At 72.2% G+C, this 22,962-nt stretch carries 19 protein-coding genes and 1 tRNA gene; 14 read left to right on the forward strand and 6 right to left on the reverse strand.

Features of this window, described 5'->3' with window-relative positions; translation table 11 throughout:
- Positions 1-301: 301 nt before the first annotated feature.
- From OG589_RS01615 to OG589_RS01635, 5 genes are read left to right on the forward strand one after another with little or no spacing between them, the layout of a single operon-like run.
- Positions 302-2,860: a glutamate--cysteine ligase gene (locus OG589_RS01615; RefSeq protein WP_405145468.1), complete on the forward strand. Its 2,559-nt coding sequence runs from the start codon at positions 302-304 to the stop codon at positions 2,858-2,860.
- Complete coding sequence (locus OG589_RS01620) at positions 2,860-4,692, forward strand: N-acetylglutaminylglutamine amidotransferase (protein WP_405145470.1); 1,833 nt, start codon at positions 2,860-2,862, stop codon at positions 4,690-4,692. The genes OG589_RS01615 and OG589_RS01620 overlap by 1 nt, the downstream gene beginning before the upstream one ends.
- Complete coding sequence (locus OG589_RS01625; RefSeq protein WP_405145472.1) at positions 4,668-6,518, forward strand: S9 family peptidase; 1,851 nt, start codon at positions 4,668-4,670, stop codon at positions 6,516-6,518. The genes OG589_RS01620 and OG589_RS01625 overlap by 25 nt, the downstream gene beginning before the upstream one ends.
- An 8-nt stretch (positions 6,519-6,526) precedes the next feature.
- Complete coding sequence (locus tag OG589_RS01630) at positions 6,527-7,426, forward strand: alpha/beta hydrolase (RefSeq protein ID WP_405145473.1); 900 nt, start codon at positions 6,527-6,529, stop codon at positions 7,424-7,426.
- 27 nt (positions 7,427-7,453) lie between these two features.
- Positions 7,454-8,398, forward strand: a complete 945-nt coding sequence (locus OG589_RS01635) for a ribonuclease Z (protein WP_405145474.1) — start codon at positions 7,454-7,456, stop codon at positions 8,396-8,398.
- A gap of 93 nt (positions 8,399-8,491) precedes the next feature.
- Here OG589_RS01635 and OG589_RS01640 read toward each other — a convergent pair whose 3' ends face one another.
- Positions 8,492-8,854: a hypothetical protein gene (locus OG589_RS01640; protein WP_405145476.1), complete on the reverse strand. Its 363-nt coding sequence runs from the start codon at positions 8,852-8,854 to the stop codon at positions 8,492-8,494.
- A 259-nt stretch (positions 8,855-9,113) separates the two neighbouring features.
- On the opposite strand from OG589_RS01640, the gene OG589_RS01645 reads away from it, so the two are divergent.
- Positions 9,114-12,659, forward strand: a complete 3,546-nt coding sequence (locus OG589_RS01645; RefSeq protein WP_405145478.1) for a helix-turn-helix domain-containing protein — start codon at positions 9,114-9,116, stop codon at positions 12,657-12,659.
- A gap of 67 nt (positions 12,660-12,726) precedes the next feature.
- Here OG589_RS01645 and OG589_RS01650 read toward each other — a convergent pair.
- The 3 genes from OG589_RS01650 to OG589_RS01660 form a co-directional block, all read right to left on the reverse strand.
- Positions 12,727-12,800 (reverse strand) — tRNA-Met (locus tag OG589_RS01650).
- Positions 12,801-12,908: 108 nt separating this feature from the next.
- Positions 12,909-14,066 (reverse strand): mandelate racemase/muconate lactonizing enzyme family protein, encoded by a 1,158-nt coding sequence (locus OG589_RS01655; protein WP_405145480.1) that lies wholly within the window; start codon positions 14,064-14,066, stop codon positions 12,909-12,911.
- Positions 14,063-15,211: a LacI family DNA-binding transcriptional regulator gene (locus OG589_RS01660; protein ID WP_405145482.1), complete on the reverse strand. Its 1,149-nt coding sequence runs from the start codon at positions 15,209-15,211 to the stop codon at positions 14,063-14,065. The genes OG589_RS01655 and OG589_RS01660 overlap by 4 nt, the downstream gene beginning before the upstream one ends.
- 142 nt (positions 15,212-15,353) lie before the next feature.
- On the opposite strand from OG589_RS01660, the gene OG589_RS01665 reads away from it, so the two are divergent.
- The 7 genes from OG589_RS01665 (at position 15,354) to OG589_RS01695 (ending at position 21,739) form a co-directional block, all read left to right on the forward strand.
- Positions 15,354-16,166, forward strand: coding sequence for an ABC transporter permease (locus OG589_RS01665; RefSeq protein ID WP_405145484.1), 813 nt, complete (start codon positions 15,354-15,356; stop codon positions 16,164-16,166).
- A 22-nt stretch (positions 16,167-16,188) separates the two neighbouring features.
- The gene (locus OG589_RS01670) at positions 16,189-17,205 is read left to right on the forward strand and encodes an ABC transporter substrate-binding protein (protein WP_405145486.1); all 1,017 of its coding nucleotides are present in this window, start codon (positions 16,189-16,191) and stop codon (positions 17,203-17,205) included.
- Between the two features lie 62 nt (positions 17,206-17,267).
- Positions 17,268-18,104, forward strand: coding sequence for an ABC transporter ATP-binding protein (locus OG589_RS01675; protein WP_405145487.1), 837 nt, complete (start codon positions 17,268-17,270; stop codon positions 18,102-18,104).
- A gap of 12 nt (positions 18,105-18,116) precedes the next feature.
- The gene (locus OG589_RS01680; RefSeq protein ID WP_405145489.1) at positions 18,117-18,317 is read left to right on the forward strand and encodes an FIMAH domain-containing protein; all 201 of its coding nucleotides are present in this window, start codon (positions 18,117-18,119) and stop codon (positions 18,315-18,317) included.
- A gap of 144 nt (positions 18,318-18,461) precedes the next feature.
- Complete coding sequence (locus OG589_RS01685) at positions 18,462-19,613, forward strand: Gfo/Idh/MocA family protein (RefSeq protein ID WP_405145490.1); 1,152 nt, start codon at positions 18,462-18,464, stop codon at positions 19,611-19,613.
- A gap of 69 nt (positions 19,614-19,682) precedes the next feature.
- A complete protein-coding gene (locus OG589_RS01690; protein ID WP_405145492.1) occupies positions 19,683-20,831 on the forward strand; it encodes a dihydrodipicolinate synthase family protein in 1,149 nt (382 codons plus the stop codon).
- Positions 20,828-21,739, forward strand: a complete 912-nt coding sequence (locus OG589_RS01695) for a sugar phosphate isomerase/epimerase family protein (RefSeq protein WP_405145494.1) — start codon at positions 20,828-20,830, stop codon at positions 21,737-21,739. Before OG589_RS01690 ends, OG589_RS01695 begins: the two co-directional genes overlap by 4 nt.
- Before the next feature lie 19 nt (positions 21,740-21,758).
- On the opposite strand, the gene OG589_RS01700 is transcribed toward OG589_RS01695, so the two are convergent.
- Entirely contained in the window at positions 21,759-22,304 is a 546-nt protein-coding gene (locus OG589_RS01700) for a GNAT family N-acetyltransferase (protein ID WP_405145496.1), read from the reverse strand.
- Here OG589_RS01700 and OG589_RS01705 point away from each other — a divergent pair.
- On the forward strand, positions 22,303-22,494 hold the full coding sequence (locus OG589_RS01705; protein ID WP_405145498.1) for a hypothetical protein: 192 nt from the start codon (positions 22,303-22,305) through the stop codon (positions 22,492-22,494). The genes OG589_RS01700 and OG589_RS01705 overlap by 2 nt on opposite strands.
- Positions 22,495-22,521: 27 nt before the next feature.
- Here the strand turns inward: OG589_RS01705 and OG589_RS01710 are convergent, their stop codons facing one another.
- The gene (locus tag OG589_RS01710; protein ID WP_405145500.1) at positions 22,522-22,959 is read right to left on the reverse strand and encodes a hypothetical protein; all 438 of its coding nucleotides are present in this window, start codon (positions 22,957-22,959) and stop codon (positions 22,522-22,524) included.
- Between the last annotated feature and the right edge of the window lie 3 nt (positions 22,960-22,962).

A 22,962-nucleotide genomic window follows, 5' to 3' on the forward strand; every position in this document is an offset into this window, starting at 1 on the left:
ATCACCGATGTGACTCCTTCTCGAGTGCCTGAGTGGGGGCTCAGGCCGGAGTAATCACACCTCCGCGCCGAGGCCCGGCGCCAGGGCAGGATGTAAAGAATTTATTAAGATCCGGGCGAACGTGAAAGAAAGTTACATGGCGCGAGAGGCCGTCCGCAGACGGTGATGTGCCCGCCCCGGGTGTTCGCGCATGAAGGGGAAATCACAAACCGAAGAGTTCCATCGTGACGTGCATTTAGGTGGTTTGTGGGCAGAAGCCCATCAAACACCCCTGCTTGATGGGCGTATGAAGGATGGTGGAATGACGGGTCTCGCGGAGTCGGTCGCCGTTGGCGTTGAGGAGGAGTTCCACGTAGTGGACCTCGAGACTCGCCACCTCGTTCCACGCGCCGGTCATCTCCTTGAGCGGCTGCCTGGCGAGCGTTTCACGCAGGAGCTGCAGCGTTCGGTGGTCGAGTCGAACAGCCGCCCGTACGTGCGGCTGGAGGATCTCGGGCACGACCTGACCGCCCTGCGCCGCACGGTGATCGAGGCGGCGGACGGCCTCGGGCTCGGGATCGTGGCGGCGGGCGCGGTGCCCCTGGTGGACCCGGCGGCCTTGAAGATCTCACCGGACGCCCGGTACGAGCAGATGCTGGAGGACTATCAGTTACTCACCCGTGAGCAGCTGATCTGCGGCGCGCAGGTGCACGTGGACGTCGCCAACCGCGACCTCGCCGTCGAGGTGGCCCACCGCGTGTCCCCCTGGCTGCCGCCACTGCTGGCGCTCAGCGCGAGCTCGCCTTACTGGCTCGGAGCCGACAGCGGGTACGCCAGCTACCGCACCCTGGTGTGGAACCGCTGGCCCACCACGGGCCCGGTGCGCCACTTCGCGTCCGCCGCCGAGTACGACCAGATGGTCGCGGACCTCGTGCGCTCCGGCGTGATCATGGACCCGGGCATGATCTACTTCGACGTGCGCCCCTCCGCGCACGTCTCCACGGTCGAGCTGCGCATGTGCGACGCCTGCCCGGGCGTGGGCAAGGTCGTCCTGCTGGCCGGCATCTTCCGCGCCGTGGTCCTGCGCGAGCTGCACGCCATCGAGAACGACGGGCCAAGGTCGCCGATCCGCATGGAGATCGTCCGGGCGGCGACCTGGCGCTCGGCGCGCTCCGGGCTCGAAGGCACGCTCGTGGACCCGGTCGAGGGCACGGCCATGCCGGCCGCCGAGGTGATCAGGCGCATGCTGGACGGGCTGCGCCCCCAGCTTGAGGCCACCGGCGACTGGGACCTGGTGACGACGCTCGCCGAGGACACCCTGGGCAGGGGCAGCTCGGCCGCCCGCCAGCGGCGGGTGCTGGAGCGCGGCGGGACGCTGTCGGACGTCGTCGACCTCCTGGTGGCCGAGACCCGCTCGGATGGCTGGCAGACCGAGTTCGGCGGCCCCAACCCCGGCCTGGAGACCACCCTGCTCAAGGGCTACGACGCGGTGCAGGACGAGGCCGTGATCGAGGGCACCGTCCGCGAGCCGTACCAGCCGGTGCTCAAGATGCTCGACCGGCTCGGCCCGGTGGAACTGCGCGAGCGGGAGACCGCGCGCAACCGCTACATGCGCGAGTCCGGCATGACCTTCCAGGTCAAGGGCGCCGAAGGCCTGGAGGGCGAGGCCGCGGACCAGGAGGCGACCGACCTGTCCCGCAAGATGCCCGTCGACCTCGTGCCGAGGCTCATCGCCGCCGACGACTGGGCGAAGATCCGCGAGGGGATGCCCCAGCGGGTCCGCGCGCTCGAGGCCTTCCTGCGCGACGTGTACGGCAGGCGTGAGGTGATCAAGGACCGGGTGCTTCCCGCGTGGGCCGTGGACGAGTCGCCCGGCTACCGGCCCGCGGGCTGGCGGGTGCACGCCGAGTCCATCAGGTGCTCGGTCGCCGGGCTCGACGTGGCCCGCGACGGCGCCGGGCGGTGGGTCGTGCTGGAGGACAACCTGCGGGTGCCCTCCGGCATCGGCTACGCGGTGGGCAACCGGCGGATGGCGGCCCACGTGCTTCCCGAGCTCGACCGCTCGGCCGTCCTCGACCCCGAGGGCACCGCGTCGCTGCTGCGCGAGGCGCTGCTCGCGGCCTCGCCCATGAGCGACCCCGCGATCGGGGTGATCACCTCGGGGCCGGAGGACCCGGCGTACTACGAGCACCGCACGCTCGCCGAGCAGATGGACGCGGTCCTCGCCGAGCCCGCCGGCCTGGAGGTCAGGGACGGTGTGGTGTACGCCTCGGGGCGGCGCGTGGACGTGCTGTACCGCAGGATCGAGGAGGACGCCCTGCTGGCGAGCCCGATCGGGGCCGCGCTCCTCGACGTGATCGAGCGGGGGACGCTCACGCTCGCCAACGCGCCCGGCAACGGCGTCGCCGACGACAAGAGCCTGTACCGTTACGTGCCGCGGCTCATCGACTACTACCTGGGAGAACGTCCCCTGCTTGCCAACGTCACGACCTATCTCTGCCGCGACCCCGAAGACCGTGAGCACGTGCTCGACCGGCTGGAGGAGCTGGTGGTCAAACCGGTCGACGGCTTCGGCGGACAGGGGGTGATGATCGGCCAGGACGCCTCGGCGGGCGAGCTGAAGGCGATCCGGGATGAGATCCTCGCCGCTCCGGAGCGCTGGGTGGCGCAGGAGACGGTGGCCCTGTCCACGCACCCGACCTTCGACGGCGAGCGCCTGCGCCCGCACGTGATCGACCTGCGCGCGTTCGTGTTCACGGGCAGGGAGCCGGTCGTCCCGCAGGCGGCGCTGACCCGCGTGGCTCCGCCCGACAGCATGATCGTCAACTCCTCGCAGGGCGGCGGGGCGAAGGACACCTGGCTGCTGAGGGAGGTCGTCTGATGTGCGGCCTCAGCGGTGAGATCCGTTTCGACGGCCGCGCGGCCGACGTGGGGGCCGTCGAGCGCATGACGGCGGCCATGGCCGCGCGCGGGCCCGACGGCACGGGCCTGTGGGCGCTCGGCCCCGTGGCGCTCGGCCACCGGCGGTTGAAGATCATCGACCTGTCCGACCGCGGAGCGCAGCCCATGGTCGACGCCGAGGCCGGGCTGGCCGGGGTGTTCAACGGCTGCCTGTACAACTACCGCGAACTGCGCGAGGTGCTGCTGCGGGAGGGCCACCGGTTCTTCTCCACCTCCGACACCGAGGTGCTGCTGAAGGCCTACCGCCACTGGGGCGCGCGGTGCGTGGACCACTTCAAGGGCATGTTCGCGTTCGCCGTCGCCGAGCGGGACACCGGGCGCCTGGTGCTGGGCCGCGACCGGCTCGGCATCAAGCCGCTGTACATCACCAGGGACGCCGCGCGGCTGCGGTTCGCCTCCACCCTGCCCGCGCTGCTCGCCGGCGGCGGGGTGCGCACCGACATCGACCGCGTGGCACTCCACCACTACATGACCTTCCACTCCGTGGTGCCCTCGCCCCGCACGATCCTGGCCGGTGTGGAGAAGCTGCCGCCCGCCACCGTGCGCACCATCGAGCCCGACGGCACGGCGCACGACGACCACTACTGGAACCCCGCCTTCGAGCGTCCCCGGGAGCCGGGGGTGCTCCAGCCCGGCGCGGTACAGCTCGACGTGCTCCAGACCGGCAGGGGCGAGATGGGCGCCGGCGAGTGGCGTGAGGCCGTGCTGGAGGCGCTCAGGGTGGCCGTGCGCCGCCGCACGGTGGCGGACGTGCCGGTGGGCGTGCTGCTGTCGGGCGGACTGGACTCCAGCCTGATCGTCGCCCTGCTGGCCGAGGAGGGGCAGCGGGACATCGCGACGTTCAGCGTCGGCTTCCAGGCGGCGGGCGGGGAGTCGGGGGACGAGTTCGCCTACTCCGACCTGGTCGCCCGGCGCTTCGGCACCGACCACCACCGCATCCTCGTCGACGACCGGCGGCTGCTGCCCTCCCTGGGCGACGCCGTCGCGGCGATGAGCGAGCCCATGGTCAGCCATGACTGCGTCGCCTTCCACCTGCTGTCGGAGGAGGTGTCGCGGCACGTCAAGGTCGTGCAGTCCGGCCAGGGCGCCGACGAGGTCTTCGCCGGCTACGACTGGTACCCGCCCCTGGAGAACGTCCCGCGCGGCGACGCGGCCGACGTGTACGCGAAGGTCTTCTTCGACCGCGCCCACGAGGGCCTGGCCGAGGTCCTCGGGCCGGACTACCTGCTCGGTGAGGACGTCAGCGGCGCCTTCGCCCGCGAGCACCTCGCCATGCCCGGCGCCGACACCGCGCTCGACGCCGTGCTGCGCCTGGACACCAACGTCATGCTCGTCGACGACCCGGTCAAGCGGGTCGACAACATGACGATGGCCTTCGGGCTGGAGGCGCGCACCCCGTTCCTCGACCACGACCTGGTCGAGCTGGCCGCCATGTGCCCTCCCGAGCTCAAGCTGGCCGGGGGCGGCAAGGGCGTGCTCAAGGCCGCGGCCAGGGGGATCGTCCCCGACGAGGTCATCGACCGCCCGAAGGGCTACTTCCCCGTGCCGGCGATCCGCCACATCCACGGGCCGTTCCTCGCGATGGTGCGCGACGCGCTCACCGGCCCGGCCGCCCGTTCGCGAGGCCTGTTCCGTCCCGCGATGGTGGACCGGCTGCTCGCCGCGCCCGATGACCACAGAACCACCCTGGGAGCCAACGCGTTGTGGCAACTTGGACTCCTTGAGTTGTGGCTTCAAGCACAAGGAGTCTGACCGTCGACGTCTCGTGGATCTGCCGTTTCCCCGCCCTGTCGCCAGACAACCGGGCCGTCGCGTTCGTCAGCGACCGCGACGGCTCGCCACGCGCCTGGGTCCAGCCCCTGCCCGAGCACGTGGCCGGGGGGCATGAGGCGCCGCTGACGGGCCGTTACTCCGTGCCCTCTGCGCGCGTGCCGGAGGCACGGGTGATCGACACCGGCCCCGAGCCGGTCGGCAACGTGCTCTGGTCGCCCGACGGCGAGTGGCTGGCCGTCCTGGTCTCGCCGGGCGGGGGAGAGCACACCCAGGTGTGGGCCGTACGGCCCGACGGCACCGACCGCCGCCTGCTCGCCGGGCCGACGGACACCCCGGCCCAGGGCTCCGCCGTTTTCGTGCGGTGGACCGGGCAGGGGTCCACGCTTCTCGTCGCCGAGCTGGCCGCCTCCGGCTCCACGGAGGCCGTGCTCATCGACGCGGGCCTCGGCCACCGCGACACCATCGCGGTCGGCCCGCTGATGTGGCCGAGCGCGGTGAGCCGCGACCACAGCCGGGTGCTGCTGCGCCACGGGCCCCGCGGCATGCGCGAGATGTCGGTCGCCGACCTGCCCTTCGGGAAGGAACGCCCGCTCCTGCCGCCCACCACCGACCTCGGCACGCTGTCCCCCGACGGCGAGGTGGCCTACATCCGCTCCAACGCCGGCCGCGACCGCATGGCGCTGATCGCGATGCCGATGGGCGGGGCTCCCCAGGTGATCGCCGAGCGCCCCGACGCCGAGCTCGACCGGTTCTCCGTCAGCGTGGACGGCACGGTGGCCCTGCTGGTCTGGAACGTCGCGGGCCGCTCCGAGCTGGAGGTGGCCGACCTGGTGGAGGGCGGCACCCGGCCGCTCCCGCCGCCCCCGGTCGACGTGATCAGCTCCGCGCGGCTGTCCCTGGACGGCGCGCTGGCCGTCCTGGCGGGGGAAGGCCCCGCCACGCCCTCGCACGTCCTGCTGTGCGACCTCGCGACCGGCGCCTACAGCCGGGTGGCCGGTGACGACCCCCTCCCCGACCCCGTCGAGGCCGAGCTGGTCCGGTTCCACGCCAGGGACGGCCTGGAGCTGAGCGGCTGGCTGTACCGCGCCGGGCCGTCCCGCACGCCGTGCGTGATCTACCTGCACGGCGGTCCCGAGAGCCAGCAGCGGCCGACGTTCAACCCGCTCTTCCAGCGGCTGCTGGCGGCCGGCATCAGTGTGTTCGCGCCGAACGTCCGGGGCTCCTCGGGCTTCGGGCGCGCGTTCCTCGACGCCGACAACCACGCGCTGCGCTTCCACGCCATCGACGACGTGGCCGACTGCGTCGAGCACCTCGTGCGCACGGAGGTCGCCGACGCCGGCAGGGTGGCCTGCATGGGCCGCTCGTACGGGGGCTACCTCACGCTCGCGGCCCTGGTGACCTACCCCGAGCTGTTCCGCGCGGGGGTGGACGTGTGCGGCATGGCCGACTTCGCGACCTTCTACGCCCGCACCGAGCCGTGGATCGCCGCCGCGGCCGTATCCGAGTACGGCGACCCCGTGGCCGACCGCGATCTGCTGCGGGCCCTGTCGCCCATCCACTCCTTCGACAGGCTGGCCGCGCCGCTGCTCGTCGTCCACGGCGCGCAGGACACCAATGTGCCGGTGTACGAGGCCGAGCAGGTCGTCGCCGAGGCCACCGCGCGCGGCATCCCGTGCCGCTACCTGCTCTTCCACGACGAGGGCCACGAGACCGTGCGGACGGCCAACAAGATCGCCTTCGTGGAGGCCGTCGTCGGGTGGCTCGGGCGGTGGTTCGAGGAACAGCCGGGCCGTTCCCGCGGTTGACTTCCGGCATGGCTGACCGACTGGTTGATCAAGTGGAGTTCACCGCCGACGGCATCACGCTCGCCGGCGACCTCAGGGTGCCGGAGGGTGAGGGCCCCCATCCGGCGCTGGTGTTCACCGGCCCGCTCACCGGGGTGAAGGAGCAGGTCGCGGGCCTGTACGCGGCTCGCCTCGCCGAGGCGGGGTACGTCACGCTGGCGTTCGACCACCGCAACTTCGGGCGGTCGGGCGGCACGCCGCGCCACCACGAGGACCCGCAGGGCAAGCTCGGCGACCTGCGGGCCGCCGTGTCCTACCTGCGCGGCCTTCCCGAGGTGGACGGCGAGCGCGTGGGCGCCGTCGGCGTCTGCCTGGGCGCCGGTTACGCACTGCGGTTCGCGGCCTTCGACCCGAGGGTGAAGGCCTTCGTGGGCATCGCCGGCGCGTACAACAATCCGTACGCCATGCGGTCCGGCATGACCGAGGAGGGCTACCAGGAGGCGCTGGCCTCCTTCACCGAGGTGCTCGAGCGGCAGGACCGCGGCGGCGACGCGGAGTACTTCCCGGCGGTGGCGGTCTTCGGCGAGGCGGCGATGCAGGGGGAGGAGCCGTTCGCCTACTACGGCACCGAGCGCTCGGCCTCCCCGTCGTGGAAGAACACGATCACCCGCACGTCCATCCGCGAGCTGATCACCGTGGACAACATGATGGGCGCCGACTTCCTGTCGCCCAAGCCCGGCCTGATCGTGCACGGCGTCGTGGACGGCTTCTGCTCCCCGGAGGGCGCCGAGGAGGCCTACAAGCGCATGGACGAGCCGAAGAAGCTCGTCTGGCTCGACGCCAGGCTCCACATCGACCTCTACGACACCGAGCCCTACGTCACCCAGGCCGTCGAGGCCACCGCCGCCTTCCTTGCCGAGCACCTCTGACCGCTGCGGGGGCCTATCCTGGCGCAGGTGTCCACGCGTGAGCTCGTCGTCCTCGGTACCGCCAGCCAGACGCCCACCCGGCACCGCAATCACAACGGGTACCTGCTGCGGTGGGACGGCGCCGGGCTGCTGTTCGACCCCGGCGAGGGCACCCAGAGGCAGATGACCATGGCCGGGGTGGCGGTGGCCGACGTGAACCACATCCTGATCAGCCACTTCCACGGCGACCACTGCCTCGGAGTGCCCGGCGTGATCCAGCGGATCTCGCTGGACCGCGTGCCCCACCCGGTCTACGCCCACTTCCCGGCCTCCGGCGCCGAGTACTTCGCCCGGCTGAGGCACGCCAGCTCCTACCACGAGACGGGCACGGTGATCGCCCAGCCGGTGCGCGAGCCTGGAGTGATCGCCGAGGGCGGCTTCGGCCGGATCGAGGCCCACCCGCTCGACCATCCGGTGCAGGCCTACGGCTACCGGCTGGTCGAGCCGGACGGGCGGCGCATGCGCCCGGACCTGCTCGCCGCCCACGGCCTCACCGGCCCGCGCGTCGGGGAGTTGCGGAGCAAGGGGAGCGTCCGCGTGGGCGGACGCACGGTCTCGGTCGAGGAGGTCAGCGAGCCGCGCCCGGGTCAGCGGTTCGCCTTCGTCATGGACACCCGGCTGTGCGATGGGGTCTTCACCCTCGCGGCCGGCGCCGACCTGCTGGTCATCGAGTCGACGTTCCTGGACGAGGACGCCCGCCTGGCCCACGACTTCGGGCACCTGACCGCGGGGGAGGCCGGGCGGGTGGCCCGCGAGTGCGGTGTGCGCCGGCTGGTGCTGACGCACTTCTCCCAGCGCTACACCGGTCCCGCGGACTTCGGCGCCCAGGCCCGCCGGCACTTCGACGGGGAGATCGTGGTCGCCGAGGACCTGCTGCGCGTCCCCGTGCCGCCCCGCCGCCGCACCGTCGACGCCCCGCCGTCCCGTCGCTGACCCGCCCCCTACCGGCCCGCCCCCTGGGGGAAGGCCGCCGATCGAGCGCCGGAGCGCAGCCCCCCGCGATCACCGCGCCTCGCGACCGTCAGGTCAGCACGTGTGCGCGCCGTCGAAGGTCCGCGGCCCCCGCGGGATCTTGTGGCTCAGGGTCCACCCCGCGCGCACGCTGCTGCAGGGGCCGTCGGCGCCGTGCGCCCAGATGATCTTGAGTCGCAAGGTGCGGCCGCAGTTGTTCTTGGCGTAGCCGGTCTTGGTGATCCTGCCGGTCTTGCTCCAGACCGAGACACAGCGCGGCGCGTTCCCCAGGGGACGGGCGGCCGTCTCGGCGACCGACTCCTTCGCCGTCGTGGACGCCGGTGCGGCGGACGCGGGCGCCTGGGTCAGCGTCAGCGTCAGCGCGGTGACGGCGGCGACGGCCGCCCCCGTGGTGAGGAGCTTGGAGGGTGTGAACATGGTTTCCCGTCCTTTCGGAATTTCCGCCCCGCTTCCTCGCACGGGGCGTCTGTTGCCCAGTTCTAGGCGTGATGGCATTGTTCGGCACCCCGTTTCACCAGGGAAAACAAAACAGGCGCGAACGCGACACGCGGAACGGCGCAAAAGCGGCGGGCGGGCTCGATGGCCGATGCGACTCAGCGTCAATCACTTGGCAGGCTGTGTCGGATTCGCCGTCGTAGGGTGTTATCCGTTGCGGTAAGGCGGAGTAAGGAGTGCAGTGAGCCGTCGTGAGATCCCCGTGGATCCCAATGCCGGACCTGTCCAACGTTTCGCATACGAACTACGGAAACTGCGCCAGGAGGCCGGTGACCTCACCTACCGCGACATGGCCCGGGGCGCGGGGTACTCCCTCACGACCCTCTCGCAGGCCGCCGCCGGCGGGCGCCTGCCCTCGCTGCCCGTCGTCATGGCATACGCGAGGGCCTGCGGCGCCGACCCGGCCGAGTGGGAGCGGCGCTGGAGGGAGGTCGCCGAGGCGCCCCTGACCGACGACGACGCCGACGCGCCGTACCTCGGTCTGGCCGCCTACGACACCGGCGACGGCGACCGGTTCTTCGGACGGGACCGGCTCGTGGCCGAGTTGCTGGACCTGCTCGAGAGACGCCGGTTCTCGGCCGTGTTCGGCCCCTCCGGCAGCGGGAAGTCATCCCTGCTGCGCGCGGGCCTGGTCCCCGCCGCCCGGCGGCCGCGCGAGGGCGGTGAGGCCGGCGAGGTCGTGGTGCTCACCCCGGGCGATCGCCCGCTGCGGACCCACGCCGCCCGCCTGCGCCCCCGGGAGGACGGGGGCGACCTGGTCGTGGTGGTGGACCAGTTCGAGGAACTGTTCACGCTGTGCCGCGACTCCGCCGAGCGGGCGGGGTTCATCGACCTGCTCATGGCCGCTCGCCGCCCGGGCTCCCGCCTGCGGGCGGTCATCGGCGTCCGGGCCGACTTCTACGGCCGGTGCGCCGAGCACCGCGAGCTGGCCGAGGCCCTGCGCGAGGCCGGCCTGCTCATCAGCCCGATGGACCGGCGCGAACTGCGGGAGGCCATCATCAGGCCGGCGATGGCCCAGGGCCTCATCGTCGAGCGCGAACTGAGCGCGAGGATCGTCGAGGAGGTCGCCGGCGAGCCCGGGGCGCTGCCGCTGATGTCGCACGCCCTGCTCGAGACCTGGCGGCGCCGCCGCGCCAGGGCCCTGACCCTGGCGGCGTACGAGGCCGCGGGCGGCGTCAGCGGCGCGATCGCCCGGACCGCTGAAGACCTCTACACACGGCTGTCGCCCGCCCAGGCCGCCCACACCAGGCGCATCCTGATGCGGCTGGTCAACCCCGGCGAGGACGCCGCCGACACCCGCCGCCCCGCGGACCGCGCCGAACTGGTCCCCGCGGGGTCGGCCGTCGCCGCGCTGGTGCTGGAGTCGCTGGCCCGCGCCCGGCTGCTCACGCTGGACGAGGACACCGCCGTGATCGCGCACGAGGCGCTCATCGAATCCTGGCCGCGGCTGCGCGCCTGGGTCGACGACGAGCGCGAGACGATGCGCGTGCAACGGCGCCTCACCGACGCCGCGCGCGCGTGGGAGGAGATCGGCCGCGACCAGGGCGCCCTCTACCGGGGAACGCGCCTGGCCGCGGCCGAAGGGCTGCTGGACCGGCGGGAGGACCTCACCCCGGCCGAGCGGGCCTTCCTCACCGCCTCCCTTGAGGCGTCGGCCAAGGCGGGGCGTGCCGGGGCGCGGCGCAGGAGGCTCGCGGTCGTCGCGGTCGCGGCGCTGGCCGTCCTCGCGGTCGTCGCCTCGGCTGCCGCCATGACCGCCGTCGGCGCGGCCCGCCAGGCCGACGCGCGCGGCAAGGAGGCGTTGTCCCGCCTGCTGACCACGCACAGCGACGGGCTCGCCGCCGTCGATCCCGTCATGTCGGGCCTGCTTGCCGCGACCGGGTGGCGTTTCCATCCCACGGACGAGGCCCGCCACGCGATGCTCGACGCGTTGTCCACCTCCGTTGGGGGCGTTCTCAACGGCCACGCCGGGCCGGTCACCGCGGTGGCGTTCAGCCGGGACGGCACGCTGCTGGCGACCGCGGGCCAGGACCGGACCGTCCGGCTGTGGGACGCCGCCACCCGCCGGCCGCTCGGCGCCCCGCTCACCGGTCACACCGACTGGGTGAACACGGTGGTGTTCAGCCCGGACGGCAGGACGCTCGCCAGCGGCGGCGGTGATGGCGGGGTCGGCACCATCCGCCTGTGGGACACGCGCACCGGCCGCCCGCGCGGCGCGCCCCTCACCGGTCAGGGCCGGTGGATCAAGACGGTGGCGTTCAACCGGGACGGGACGATGCTGGCGAGCGGCGGTGAGGACCGGACCGTCCGGCTGTGGGACGCCGCCACCGGCCGTCCGATCGGGGCGCCGATGACCGGTCACACCGACTGGGTGAACACGGTGGTGTTCAGCACGGACGGCGCGGCGCTGGCCAGCGCCGCGATGGACGGCACCGTCCGCCTCTGGGACGCCCGCACCCGCCGCCCGCGGGGCGAGCCCCTGGGCGGCCACACCGTCGCGGTGACCGCGGTGGCGTTCGCCCCCGACCACAGGACGCTGGCCATCGCCGAAGACGACGGCACCGCCCGCCTGTGGGACATCGTGACCCGCCGTCCGATCGGCCGCCCGATCATGGCGCAGTCCGGCCCGCTCACGGCGGTGGCGTTCGGCGCGGGCGGCACGGTGCTCGCCACGGCCGCGGTCGACGGCACCGTCCGGTTCTGGGACGGGGGCGGCGGTGGTCCGCTCGGTGCCGCGCTCAAGTGCCACGGCGCCGGCGTGACGGCGCTGGCGTTCGGTCCCGACGGCACGACCATGGCCACGGCCGGGGCCGACGGCAGCGCACGGCTCTGGGACACCAGTGATCGCCGGCCAGGACGCCTGCCCCTGCCGGGCCTGGCCGGTCCCGTCGCCATGGCCGCGTTCAGCCCGGGCGGAAAGGCGCTGGCCGTCAGGGGACAGGACCGGACCGTCCGGCTGTGGGACACCGCCACCCGCCGCCCGATCGCCACCCCTCTCACGAGCCTGCCGGAGGGGGTCTCCGCGCTGGCGATGAGCCGGGACGGCGGGACGCTGGCCACCGGAGGCGAGGACGGGACCATCCGGCTCCTCGACACGGCCACTGGCCGCCCGATCGACGTGCCGCTCCCGCCCGGCGCCGGGCCCGTCGCCGCGCTCCAGTTCAGCCCGGACGGCAGGACGCTGGCCGTCGCGCGGGACCGCACCGTCCAGCTGTGGGACGTCGCCGGCCGGGGCCCGATCGGCGCCCCGCTGGCCGGCCACATCGGCACCGTCGAAGGGCTGGCGTTCAGCCCGGACGGCGCGCTGGTCGCCACGGCCGACAGCGACGGCGCGGCGCGGCTGTGGGACCTCGCTGGGCGACGTCCGGGCGGCGGGCCGCTGACCGGCCACTCCGGGCCGGTCGCCGCGGTCGCGTTCAGCCCGGACGGCACGGTGCTGGCCACCGCCGGTGAGGACAACAGCATCCGATTATGGGACATGGCCACCCACCGGGCGATCGGCGCACCGCTGGTCAACGACGCCGGCTCCGTGGCGGCGCTCGCCTATTTCGACGACGGCGCGACGCTGGCCTCCATCGGTGAGAACGGCGGCGTCCACCTGTGGTCCGCCGGCCTGCCTTCCGACCCGTTCACGGCGATCTGCGCGATGGCGGGGCGCTCCCTGACCCCGGAGGAATGGCGGCGCTACGTGCCGGGCCAGGACTACGAGGAGACCTGCCCCGGGTGAGGCGACCGGGCGCCCTAATGACAAAGGCCCCGGTCACGGTGAACGCCGTGACCGGGGCCTTTCTTTGTAGCGGGGGCAGGATTTGAACCTGCGACCTCTGGGTTATGAGCCCAGCGAGCTACCGAGCTGCTCCACCCCGCGTCGGTGTTCCACAACCATACCGCCGATCGCGGAGGACGCAAACCGGATCACTCCAAGGCCGCCGTACGGTCGCGTCCGTACCCGGCGGGGCGGCCGGTGGCCGTGCGGTCAGGGCCTCGCCGTGAGGACGTCCACCGCCAGGCTGCGCACCACCGTCTCGTCGACCTCCACGCCGAGGCCGGGCCCGGTGGGGACGTGCGCGACCCCGTCCGTGACCTTGACGGTCGCGCCGGTGGCGTAGGCGGAGTCGATGAACTGCCTGCCGTTGAGGTCCACCGGCCCGGTGATGCCGTACGCGGAGAAGAGGTGCAGGGACGCGGCGAGGCCGATGTCCCCGTCGGTGAGGCCGGACCCCATGAGCCTGACCCCTGAGTCCTCCGCGAGCTGGCAGAGCCGCCGTGAGAGCGTGAGACCACCACTGCGCTGGACCTTGGCGATCGCCACGTCGACCGCGCCGAGCTTCACGAAGGTGGCCAGGTCGGTCGGGTGCCGCAGGCTCTCGTCGAGCGCGACGGGCAGGGGCGAGGAGTCGCGCAGGCGCCGCAGTCCCGCGACGTCGTTGGCGGGCAGCGGCTGCTCGAAGGCGGTGACCCCGAGGTCGAGCAGCCGCCCGGCCAGGCGGAGGGCGGTGTCGCACGTGTAGGCCTGGTTGGCGTCCACCCACAGGGGCGCCTCCGGGGCCGCGTCGCGGACGGCCGCCACGATGGCGAGGTCGGTCTCCTCGGCGTGCAGCCCGATCTTGACCTTGAACGCGCGGTAGCCCGCCTCCCGGCCCTCGGCCACGCAGTCGGCGACCTCCTCGGCGGTCTGCCCGGACACGATCCAGGCGAGCTGGACCTCCTCGGCGCGGCGCTGCCCCCACAGCACGCCGACGGGCACCCCGGCGGCCCTGCCCAGCAGATCGTTGAGGGCGATGTCGACGGCGGACTTGGCGAGGGGCGCGCCGATGGAGAAACCCCGGTTGATCGCCCGGTCGAACGCCGTGGTGACGCCGTCGAGGTCGAAGGCCGGGCGGCCGAGGATGGCGGGCGCCAGGTACCTGTCGATGGTCGTGACGATGGACTCGGCCGTCTCGTACGTCCAGGCGGGGATCGGCGTGGCCTCGCCCCAGCCGTGGACGCCGCCCGCGCTGACCTTCACCAGGACGCGGATGCTCGGACGTCCCGCGACGGCGACCGAGCCGCCGGAGACGCCGAAGGAGCGCAGGGTCGGAAGGGCGACGGCGAAGGTCTCGACCTGGTCGATGGACAGGGTGGCCAGGGTCACTCGAAGATCCTTTCAACGTTCTCGTGAAGACCGGCGGGGAGTGCCGGGGTGTGCGTCTCGTGAAGCGGCACGGCCCGTACGCTCCGCACGAGGCCGTCGTGGAGCCTGGGGGCGGGCGGCGCGGTGCTCTCGCGCAGGATGACCTCGCCGGAGACCCGCTCGATGCGGCTGCGCGGCCTGGCGGGCCGGAGCGCCATGGCCATGACGCGCTTGCCCAGCTCTTCCAGCGGGAGGCGGACCGTGGTGAGGGGTGGCGTCAGGTCGGCGATGATCGGGATGTCGTCGAAGCCCGCCAGGGACACGTCCGCGGGCACGGCGAGCCCGTGCCCGCGCAGGGCGGTGAGGGCGCCGACCGCCATCACATCGGTCAGGGCGAAGACGCAGGTGGCCCGGAGCCCTCTGCGGAGCAGCTCGGTGGCGGCCTCGAACCCGCCGTCCCTGGTGAAGGCGCCCTCCACGACCTGGCCGGGGTCCAGGGCGATGCCGGCCTTGGCGAGCGCGTCCCGGAAGCCGCCCAGGCGATCGACCACGGTGGTGAGGCTGGGAGGCCCGGTCAGCACGGCGAAGTCGCGGTGGCCGAGTGCCAGCAGCGCCTCGGCGAGCGCGGCGCCGCCCGCGCGGTTCTCGGGGAGGACCGTGTCGACGCGGAGGTCCTGGTGGCGGCTGACCGCCGCGACCCGGCCGCCCGCGGTGGTGTAGGGGGCGATCTCACGCCGCATGGCCTGCCGCCAGGCGCGGTCCTCGAAGCCGGAGCCGATGAGCAGGATCGCCCGAACCCGCTGGCCGCGCATCATGGAGACGTAGGCGACCTCGCGATCGGGGTCGCGGAACGTGCTGCCCAGGATGACGTTCAGGCCCTCGTCGGCGGCGGCGCGCATGACGCCCCTGGCGACGCCGGCGAAGTAGGGGTCGCCGATGTCGTGGCAGATCACGCCCACGGTCTGGCTGGACGCCCGGGCGAGGGCCTGCGCGTGGGCGTTCGGCGTGTACGCCAGCTCCGCGGCGGCGGCGAGGACGCGCTCACGAAGGTCCGGCCGGACCTTGGTGGCGCCGTTGAGCACGCGGGAGGCCGTGGCGGGTGAGACCTGGGCGGCCCGGGCCACGTCGTCGAGGGTCACCTGCGGCTGTTCGGACACGTTGTTCACCAACCCCCTTGACCGTGATGTGAGACGGAATTTATGGTACGCCGAGAAAGCGCTTTCCGATAGCGCTTTCCGATCATCGAGAAAGCGCTTGCACGGCCACCGCTCCCGCGGCGGCCACGCGAGGAGAAGGAGGCGGATCATCGTGAGCCTCGTCGGCCGCGGGCCGGACCGGGTGCTGCGGGCCGTGGAACGATCGTGGCGGCCAGTGGCACTCCTGGTGGCCTGCTTCGCGGCCTGGTGGGTGATCACCGCGGCCGGCTTCGTCCAGGCCTACCTGGTGCCGTCGCCCGGCATGACACTGCGGCTGCTCGCCGACAAGTGGCCGTACATGTGGCAGCACACCTGGGTGACCACGTACGAGACCGTGCTGGGCTTCGTGATCGCGGTGATCGTCGGCGTGCTCGCGGCCGTGGTGATGGTCTACTCGCCCTCGGTGGAGAAGACGCTCTACCCGATCCTCCTGTTCGCCCAGGTCATCCCCAAGATCGCGATCGCGCCGCTGTTCGTGGTCTGGCTGGGCTTCGGGCTCGCGCCCAAGGTCGTGGTCGCCGTGCTGATCGCGTTCTTCCCCGTCGTGATCTCGATGGTGACCGGCCTGAAGTCGGTCGATCCGGAGATGCTGCAGCTCGCCGCGACGATGAACGCGAGCCCGCTGAAGACCTTCATGAAGATCCGTTTCCCCACGGCGCTTCCGCACCTGTTCTCGGGGCTGAAGGTCGCCGTCACCCTGGCGGTCACCGGTGCCGTCGTCGGGGAGTTCGTCGGCGCCAACGAGGGTCTCGGATTCGTGATCCTCCAGGCCAACGGCAACCTCGACACCCCCATGCTCTTCGCCGGGCTCCTGCTGATGTCACTGATCGGGGTCGTCCTGTTCACCCTGGTGGAGATCGCCGAACGCCTCATGCTGCCCTGGCACGCCAGCAGGCGGGGCGAAGCCGTCACCACCACTCTTTGAAGATCCTCGAAGAAGGAAGACCATGAGATTCCGTACTCTCGCCGCCGCACTCCTGCCGCTGATCGCGCTCACCGCGGGCTGTGGGGGCGGCTCCTCCGGCGAGACCGCCGCGAGCCCCGGCGGTCCCGAGCCGGTGACGCTCACGCTCAACTGGTACCCGTACGGTGAGCACGCGCCGTTCTACCTCGGGCTGAAGCAGGGCGTCTTCAGCAAGCACGGCATCGACCTGAAGATCCAGGCGGGCCAGGGGTCGGTGAAGACCATCCAGGCCACCGGCGCGGGCCAGACGGACTTCGGCTGGGCCGACACCCCTGCGCTGCTGGCGGCCGTGGGCCAGGGCGTCCCGGTGAAGAGCCTCGGGGTCTACCTGCAGACCACGCCCGCGTCCGTGCAGTTCTTCACGGCGAAGAACATCACCAAGCCCGCCGACCTCAAGGGCCTGAAGATCGCCTCCACGGCCGGTGACGCGCTCTCCAAGACCTTCCCCGCCTTCCTGAAGCAGAACGGCATGAGCGACGGCGATGTCGTGCTGCAGAACACCGACCCGGCCGGCAAGATCGCCGCGGTGATGTCCGGGCAGGCCGACGCCCTGCTCGGCTACGCCTCCGACCAGGGCCCGACGATGCAGAGCAAGTCCGGCAAGCCGGTGTCCTACCTGCGCTTCTCCGAGCTCGGCCTGAACTTCTTCAGCAACGGCCTCCTGAGCTCGACCAAGCTGCCGCAGGACAAGCCCGACCTGGTCAAGCGCATGGTCGCCGCCACCAGCGAGGCCTGGGCCGCGGCCGAGACCCAGCCCGACGCGGCGGTCGACGCCATGCAGGGCGCCTCCGAGCAGCTGCCGGACAAGACCGTCCTGCTCGACCAGCTCAAGACCACGCTCACGCTCCTGCACACCGACGCCACCAAGGGCATGGCACCCGGGGTCAACACCGAGGCCGACTGGAAGACGACGATCGACACGTTCGTCAGGACCGGCGTGATCCCCAAGGCCGAGGCCCCGGCCACCTACTGGGACCAGAGCGTCGCCCCGAAGGGATGAGCCCGATGACCGGCAACCCGCGGACGGGGCGTCCGCCGGCGGACGCAGGAGAGGAGGCGACCATGAACGACAGCGTGACAGGCACTGTGAAAGCAGGGACGGCCCTTGGGGCCGGCGCGCGCGGCACGGCGGCGGTGGTGGAGATCCGCGACGTCGCGGTGCGGTTCCGGGCAAAGAAGCGAGAGGTGACCGCGCTCAGGGACGTCTCGCTCGACGTCGCCGCGGGCGAGTTCGTCTCCATCGTCGGCCCGTCGGGCTGCGGCAAGTCCACCCTGCTGAAGCTGGTCTCCGGGCTGCTCAAGCCCTCGGCCGGGTCCGTGCGCCTGCAGGGTGACCCGGTGAACGGGCCGAGGAGCGACATCGGCTACGTCTTCCAGCGGGCCGCCCTGCTCGAGTGGCGGTCGGCGCGGCGCAACATCCTGCTCCAGGCGGAGATGCGCGGCATGCCGTCCGGCGAGGCCCGGCGCAGGGCGGACGAGCTCATCGAGCTGACCGGCCTGAACGGCTTCGAGGACGCGCTGCCGCACGAGCTGTCCGGAGGCATGCAGCAGCGGGTGGCGCTGTGCCGCGCCCTGCTGCACAGGCCGCCCGTCCTGCTGATGGACGAGCCGTTCGGCGCGCTCGACGCGCTCACCCGCGAGCAGATGAACGTCGAGCTGCACCGCATCTGGCGGGAGACCGGCACGACGGTGCTCCTCGTCACCCACTCGATCGCCGAGTCCGTCTACCTCGCCAACCGCGTCGTGGTGATGAGCGCCCGGCCGGGCACCATCGCCGAGCTCATCGAGGTGGACCTTCCGGCCGAGCGCGACTACGCCGCGACGATGGCGCTGCCGCCGTTCGCCTCGGCGACCACGCGCATCAGGGAGCTGCTCGGCGCCGGCTCCTCCGCCGACTAGCCGAGCGCGCGGTTGACCAATGCCGTTCGCCAGGCGGAGCATCACTTCGCGAAGGGCCATACCGGCCAGTCCATGCAGCAGATGCACGACTTCCTGGACAAGGTCCACAAGGCAGCATCAAAGCGCGATATATCCGACAACGCTAGATCGACCCTGGAGCCTCAGATGGACGCCCTGCTCCAGTCCTTCACCGATGTCTTCCCCGAGGTGTGATCTCTGACCCGCGGCGGGCGCCCACCGCGTCCCGCACCCCGGCAGAGCGGGAAATCCACGTCCGCCCGGTGGGACCGGCAACACCGGCCCACCGGCGGCGCACGATGCCAGATAGAAAACGCTTTCCAGCAAAGGAGGCCCTGGGTGACCACTCGGACCCTAGGCGTTGTGATGAACGGTGTCACCGGCCGCATGGGCTACCGCCAGCACCTGGTTCGGTCGGTCCTGGCCATCAACGAGCAGGGCGGCATCGACCTCGGCGGCGGCGAGCGGGTGCTGCTTGAGCCGGTCCTGGTCGGCCGCAGCGAGTACAAGCTTCGCGAGCTCTGCGAGCGGCACAACCTCAAGAACTGGACGACCGACCTCGCGGGCGCGCTGCGCGACCCGGACAACGCGCTGTACTTCGACGCGCAGGTCACCCCGGCGCGCGTGGGCGCGATCACGCAGGCTATCGAGGCCGGCAAGCACGTCTACACCGAGAAGCCGCTGGCGGAGACGCTGGAGGAGGCCGTGGCCCTCGCGCGCCTCGCCGAGAGCGCCGGCGTCAGGAACGGCGTCGTGCAGGACAAGCTCTTCCTGCCGGGCCTGCTCAAGCTCAAGCGCCTGCTCGACGGCGGCTTCTTCGGCCGCGTGCTTTCGGTGCGCGGCGAGTTCGGCTACTGGGTGTTCGAAGGCGACTGGCAGCCCGCCCAGCGGCCGTCGTGGAACTACCGCGCCGAGGACGGCGGCGGCATCGCGCTCGACATGTTCTGCCACTGGTCGTACGTGCTGGAGAACCTCTTCGGCCGGGTCGAGGCGGTCACCGCGCGCGCGGTCACCCACATCCCTGAGCGCGTGGACGAGGCCGGGCGGGCCTACGAGGCGACCGCCGACGACGCCGCGTACGGCATCTTCGAGCTGGCCGGCGGCGCGATCGCCCAGATCAACTCCTCCTGGTGCGTCCGGGTCAACCGCGACGAGCTGGTGGAGTTCCAGGTGGACGGCACGCACGGCAGCGCGGTCGCCGGCCTGCGCGGCTGCCGGATCCAGCACCGCGGGACCACCCCCATGCCCGTCTGGAACCCAGACCTCCCCGTCACCCACTCCTTCAGGGACGACTGGCAGGAGGTCCCCGACAACCAGGACTTCGACAACGGGTTCAAGACCCAGTGGGAGATGTTCATCCGGGCCGTGGTCGAGGGCACGCCGTTCCCGCACGACTTCCTCGCCGGGGCGCGGGGCGTGCAGCTCGCCGAGTCGGGGCTCCGGTCGTCCGCCGAGGGCCGCCGCGTCGAGCTCCCGAAGATCACTCTGTGACCGTTCTATGACCGCCCTGTCCACCGCCGAGGCGCACACCTCGGCCCGCGAGCATTCGGGAACCCCTCTGTGATCGTCCTGCCCTCCGCCGGGGGAAGCCTCTCGGCCCACGAACCGCGCGAGCCCGTCGACTGGCCCAGGCCGTCGGGGCCGCCCCGCTCCCGCGTCGCGTACGCGGCCGCCCACGTTGTCGCCGACCCGCTCGGCGACAACACGCCGGGCTCGCCCGCCGAGGTCGACTGGGAGGCCACGCTCAGGTTCCGGCGGCACCTGTGGTCGTACGGCTTCCGCGTGGCCGACGCCATGGACACCGCCCAGCGCAACATGGGCCTCGACTGGGCCGCGACGCGCGAGCTGATCAGGCGTACGGCCAAGGAGGCCGCGGGGTTCGGCGACCCGGCCGAGCTGGTGGCCTGCGGAGCGGGCACCGACCACGCGCCGGACGCCCGTACGCGGGACGACGTGCTGCGCGCCTACGCCGAGCAGATCGACCTCGTGCAGACGGCCGGGGCCGGGGTGATCCTCATGGCCAGCCGGCAGCTCGCCGCGCTGGCCCGTACGCCGGAGGACTACCACGCGGTCTACGGCAGGCTCCTCGCCGAGGTGGACCGGCCGGTGATCCTGCACTGGCTGGGCGAGATGTTCGACCCGTCGCTGGCGGGCTACTGGGGCTCGCGCGACGTCACGGCCGCCACCGAGTCGCTGCTCGCGCTGATCCGCGACAACGCCGGCCGGATCGACGGGGTCAAGGTCTCGCTCCTGGACGCCGACCACGAGGTACGGCTGCGCGCGGCACTTCCGCCGGGCGTCAGGCTCTACACCGGGGACGACTTCAACTACACACCGCTCATCGAGTCGGGCAGTGACGCGCTGCTCGGCATCTTCGACGCCATCGCTCCCGCCGCCTCCGCCGCGCTCCAGGCCCTGGACGCGGAGGACACCGGGCGCTACAGGGAGCTGCTGGAGCCCACCGTGCCGCTGTCCCGGAAGATCTTTGAGGCCCCGACCTACAACTACAAGACCGGCATCGTGTTCCTGGCGTGGCTCGCCGGGCACCAGGACGCGTTCGCCATGGTCGCCGGGGCGCAGTCGGCCCGTTCCATCGTCCACCTCGCCGAGGTGTACCGCCTGGCCGACCGGGCAGGCCTGTTCCCCGATCCCGATCTGGCGGAGTCGCGCATGCGCGCCCTGCTCGCCACGGCGGGGGTGGCCGCGTGAGCGGGACGGGCCACGAGGGCGGCCGTCCGGCCGTCGATGTGCCGAGCGGCCGTCCCGCCTCGATCGAGACGCCCGCGCCAGGTGATCCGCGCCTCAGCAGGCTCTCCCTGAACCAGTGGACGACCCGCCGGTTCGGGGTGGCGGAGGCCGTGGACGGGTGCGCCAGGTTCGGGATCCCCGCGATCGGGCTGTGGCGCCAGCAGGTCGCCGAGCAGGGCCTCGCGGCGAGCGCCAAGCTCGTCCGGGACGCGGGCCTGCGCGTGTCGTCGCTCTGCAGGGGCGGCTTCCTGACCGCCGGCGACCCGGCCGGCGCCGCCTCGGCGCTCGACGACAACCGCCGGGCGATCGACGAGGCCGCCACGCTGGACGCGGACTGCCTGGTCCTGGTCGTCGGCGGCCTGCCCGGTGACTCGCGCGACCTGGCCGGTGCACGGGCGCGCGTCGGGGAGGCGCTGGACGAGCTCGTCCCGTACGCCCTGGAGTCCGGGGTACGGCTGGCGCTGGAACCCCTGCACCCGATGTACTGCGCCGACCGGGCCGTGCTCTCCACGCTCGGCCAGGCCGTGGACCTCGCGTCCCGCTGGCCGGTCGAGGCGGTCGGGGTGGTGGTCGACACCTTCCACGTGTGGTGGGACCCCGAGGTGCTGGACCAGATCGCGCGGGCGGGGGAGCGCATCACGAGCTTCCAGGTGTGCGACTTCCTCGTGCCGCTTCCGGCGGACGTGCTGCTCGGGCGGGGCATGATGGGCGACGGCGTGATCGACTTTCGGCCGCTGCGGTCCGCCGTCGACGCCGCGGGGTACGCCGGGCCGATCGAGGTGGAGATCTTCAACGCCGACGTGTGGGCCGCCGACGGCCATGACGTGATCGCCACCCTGATCCGGCGCTACGTCACCGAGGTCCTCTGAGACTCACCCCTGAGCGGCGTCAGCCGAGCTTCTTGATCAGCAACTCGAACCGCAGGTCGTCGCGGGTCGGAATGCCGAAGCTCTCGTCGCCGTACGGGAACGGGGCAACCTCGCCGGTTCGGGTGTAGCCGCGGCGCACGTACCAGGCGAGGAGCTCCTCGCGGACTGAGATCACCGTCATGTGCATCTCGCCTACGCTCCAATCGTCGCGGGCGACGCGCTCGGCCTCGGCCAGGAGCGCCTTCCCGAGGCCATCACCCTGCAGCGTGGGACGTACCGCGAACATTCCGAAGTACGCGTGCCCGTCCCGCTTCTGTATCTGGCAGCAGGCCACGAGCTCCTCGCCCGCTTCCATGGCCACCATCCGGCTGTCGGCCCCGTAGATCGCGGCGGCGACGCCATCGGCGTCGGTCCGCTGCCCGTGCAGCAGATCAGCCTCAGTGGTCCAGCCGGCTCGGCTCGGCTCCCCACGGTACGCCGACTCGATCAACGCCACCAGCTCGGGGATGTCCGCGGTGGTGGCGATGCGAAACGTCGGCTGCCTGACGCCGGTGGTGCTGTCCATGCGGATGATCCTTCTCGACGGTGACGAGATCGCGTGGCTGTCGCAGCTTATAGGGGCGTTTCCACCTGCCGAACCCCTGTGCTTTCGCATCGCGGCGGGTACGGAGATCTTCAACGCCGACGTGTGGGCCGCCGACGGCCATGACGTGATCGCCACCCTGATCCGGCGCTACGTCACCGAGGTTCTCTAGGTCATCGGCACCGGGCGCCTCGCGTGGTCACTCCGGGAGGCAGCCCGTCTTACCGGATATATCGATATTCGGTGGGCGGTTGCGCATCGCCACCGTGAAGACGATGCCGAGGGACTGCTTCTCCAGCACGCTGATGTTCACCCCGAACTGCGCGTGTGGGCCCTCGGCCTCCTGGTAGCCCATGGTGTGGAACTCCGTGGCCAGAGTGGAGGCCAGCGCCGCCGAGGCCTGCGCCGGGTCGGCTCCCGGCGGCAGGTCGCCCGTCATCGTGAAGACGCTCCGCCTGGTGCCCGCGCCACAGCCGGAACGGTCGTCGGTGAGGGCGGTGGCCTTGTGGTCGAGCTGTATGCGGCTCAGCACCGCGGCGTCCTCGCGCAGGATGCCGGTCGTCTCCTCGATCGTCAGCCCGCCCCCGCACGCGGTGCCCAGCACCAGAACGAGGGCACCTACCCCGACACGTCGCATCCC

Source organism: Sphaerisporangium sp. NBC_01403, assembly GCF_045040145.1.
Lineage (GTDB): Bacteria > Actinomycetota > Actinomycetes > Streptosporangiales > Streptosporangiaceae > Sphaerisporangium > Sphaerisporangium viridialbum.

What these genes read in the sequence shown, in the direction of transcription:
- OG589_RS01675 (WP_405145487.1), top strand. Translation starts at nt 17,268, where the DNA reads ATGAACGACAGCGTGACAGGCACTGTGAAAGCAGGGACGGCCCTTGGG.
- OG589_RS01620 (WP_405145470.1), top strand. Translation starts at nt 2,860, where the DNA reads ATGTGCGGCCTCAGCGGTGAGATCCGTTTCGACGGCCGCGCGGCCGAC.
- OG589_RS01640 (WP_405145476.1), bottom strand. Translation starts at nt 8,854, where the DNA reads ATGTTCACACCCTCCAAGCTCCTCACCACGGGGGCGGCCGTCGCCGCC.
- OG589_RS01710 (WP_405145500.1), bottom strand. Translation starts at nt 22,959, where the DNA reads ATGCGACGTGTCGGGGTAGGTGCCCTCGTTCTGGTGCTGGGCACCGCG.
- OG589_RS01630 (WP_405145473.1), top strand. Translation starts at nt 6,527, where the DNA reads ATGGCTGACCGACTGGTTGATCAAGTGGAGTTCACCGCCGACGGCATC.
- OG589_RS01705 (WP_405145498.1), top strand. Translation starts at nt 22,303, where the DNA reads ATGCGGATGATCCTTCTCGACGGTGACGAGATCGCGTGGCTGTCGCAG.
- OG589_RS01700 (WP_405145496.1), bottom strand. Translation starts at nt 22,304, where the DNA reads ATGGACAGCACCACCGGCGTCAGGCAGCCGACGTTTCGCATCGCCACC.
- OG589_RS01670 (WP_405145486.1), top strand. Translation starts at nt 16,189, where the DNA reads ATGAGATTCCGTACTCTCGCCGCCGCACTCCTGCCGCTGATCGCGCTC.
- OG589_RS01615 (WP_405145468.1), top strand. Translation starts at nt 302, where the DNA reads ATGACGGGTCTCGCGGAGTCGGTCGCCGTTGGCGTTGAGGAGGAGTTC.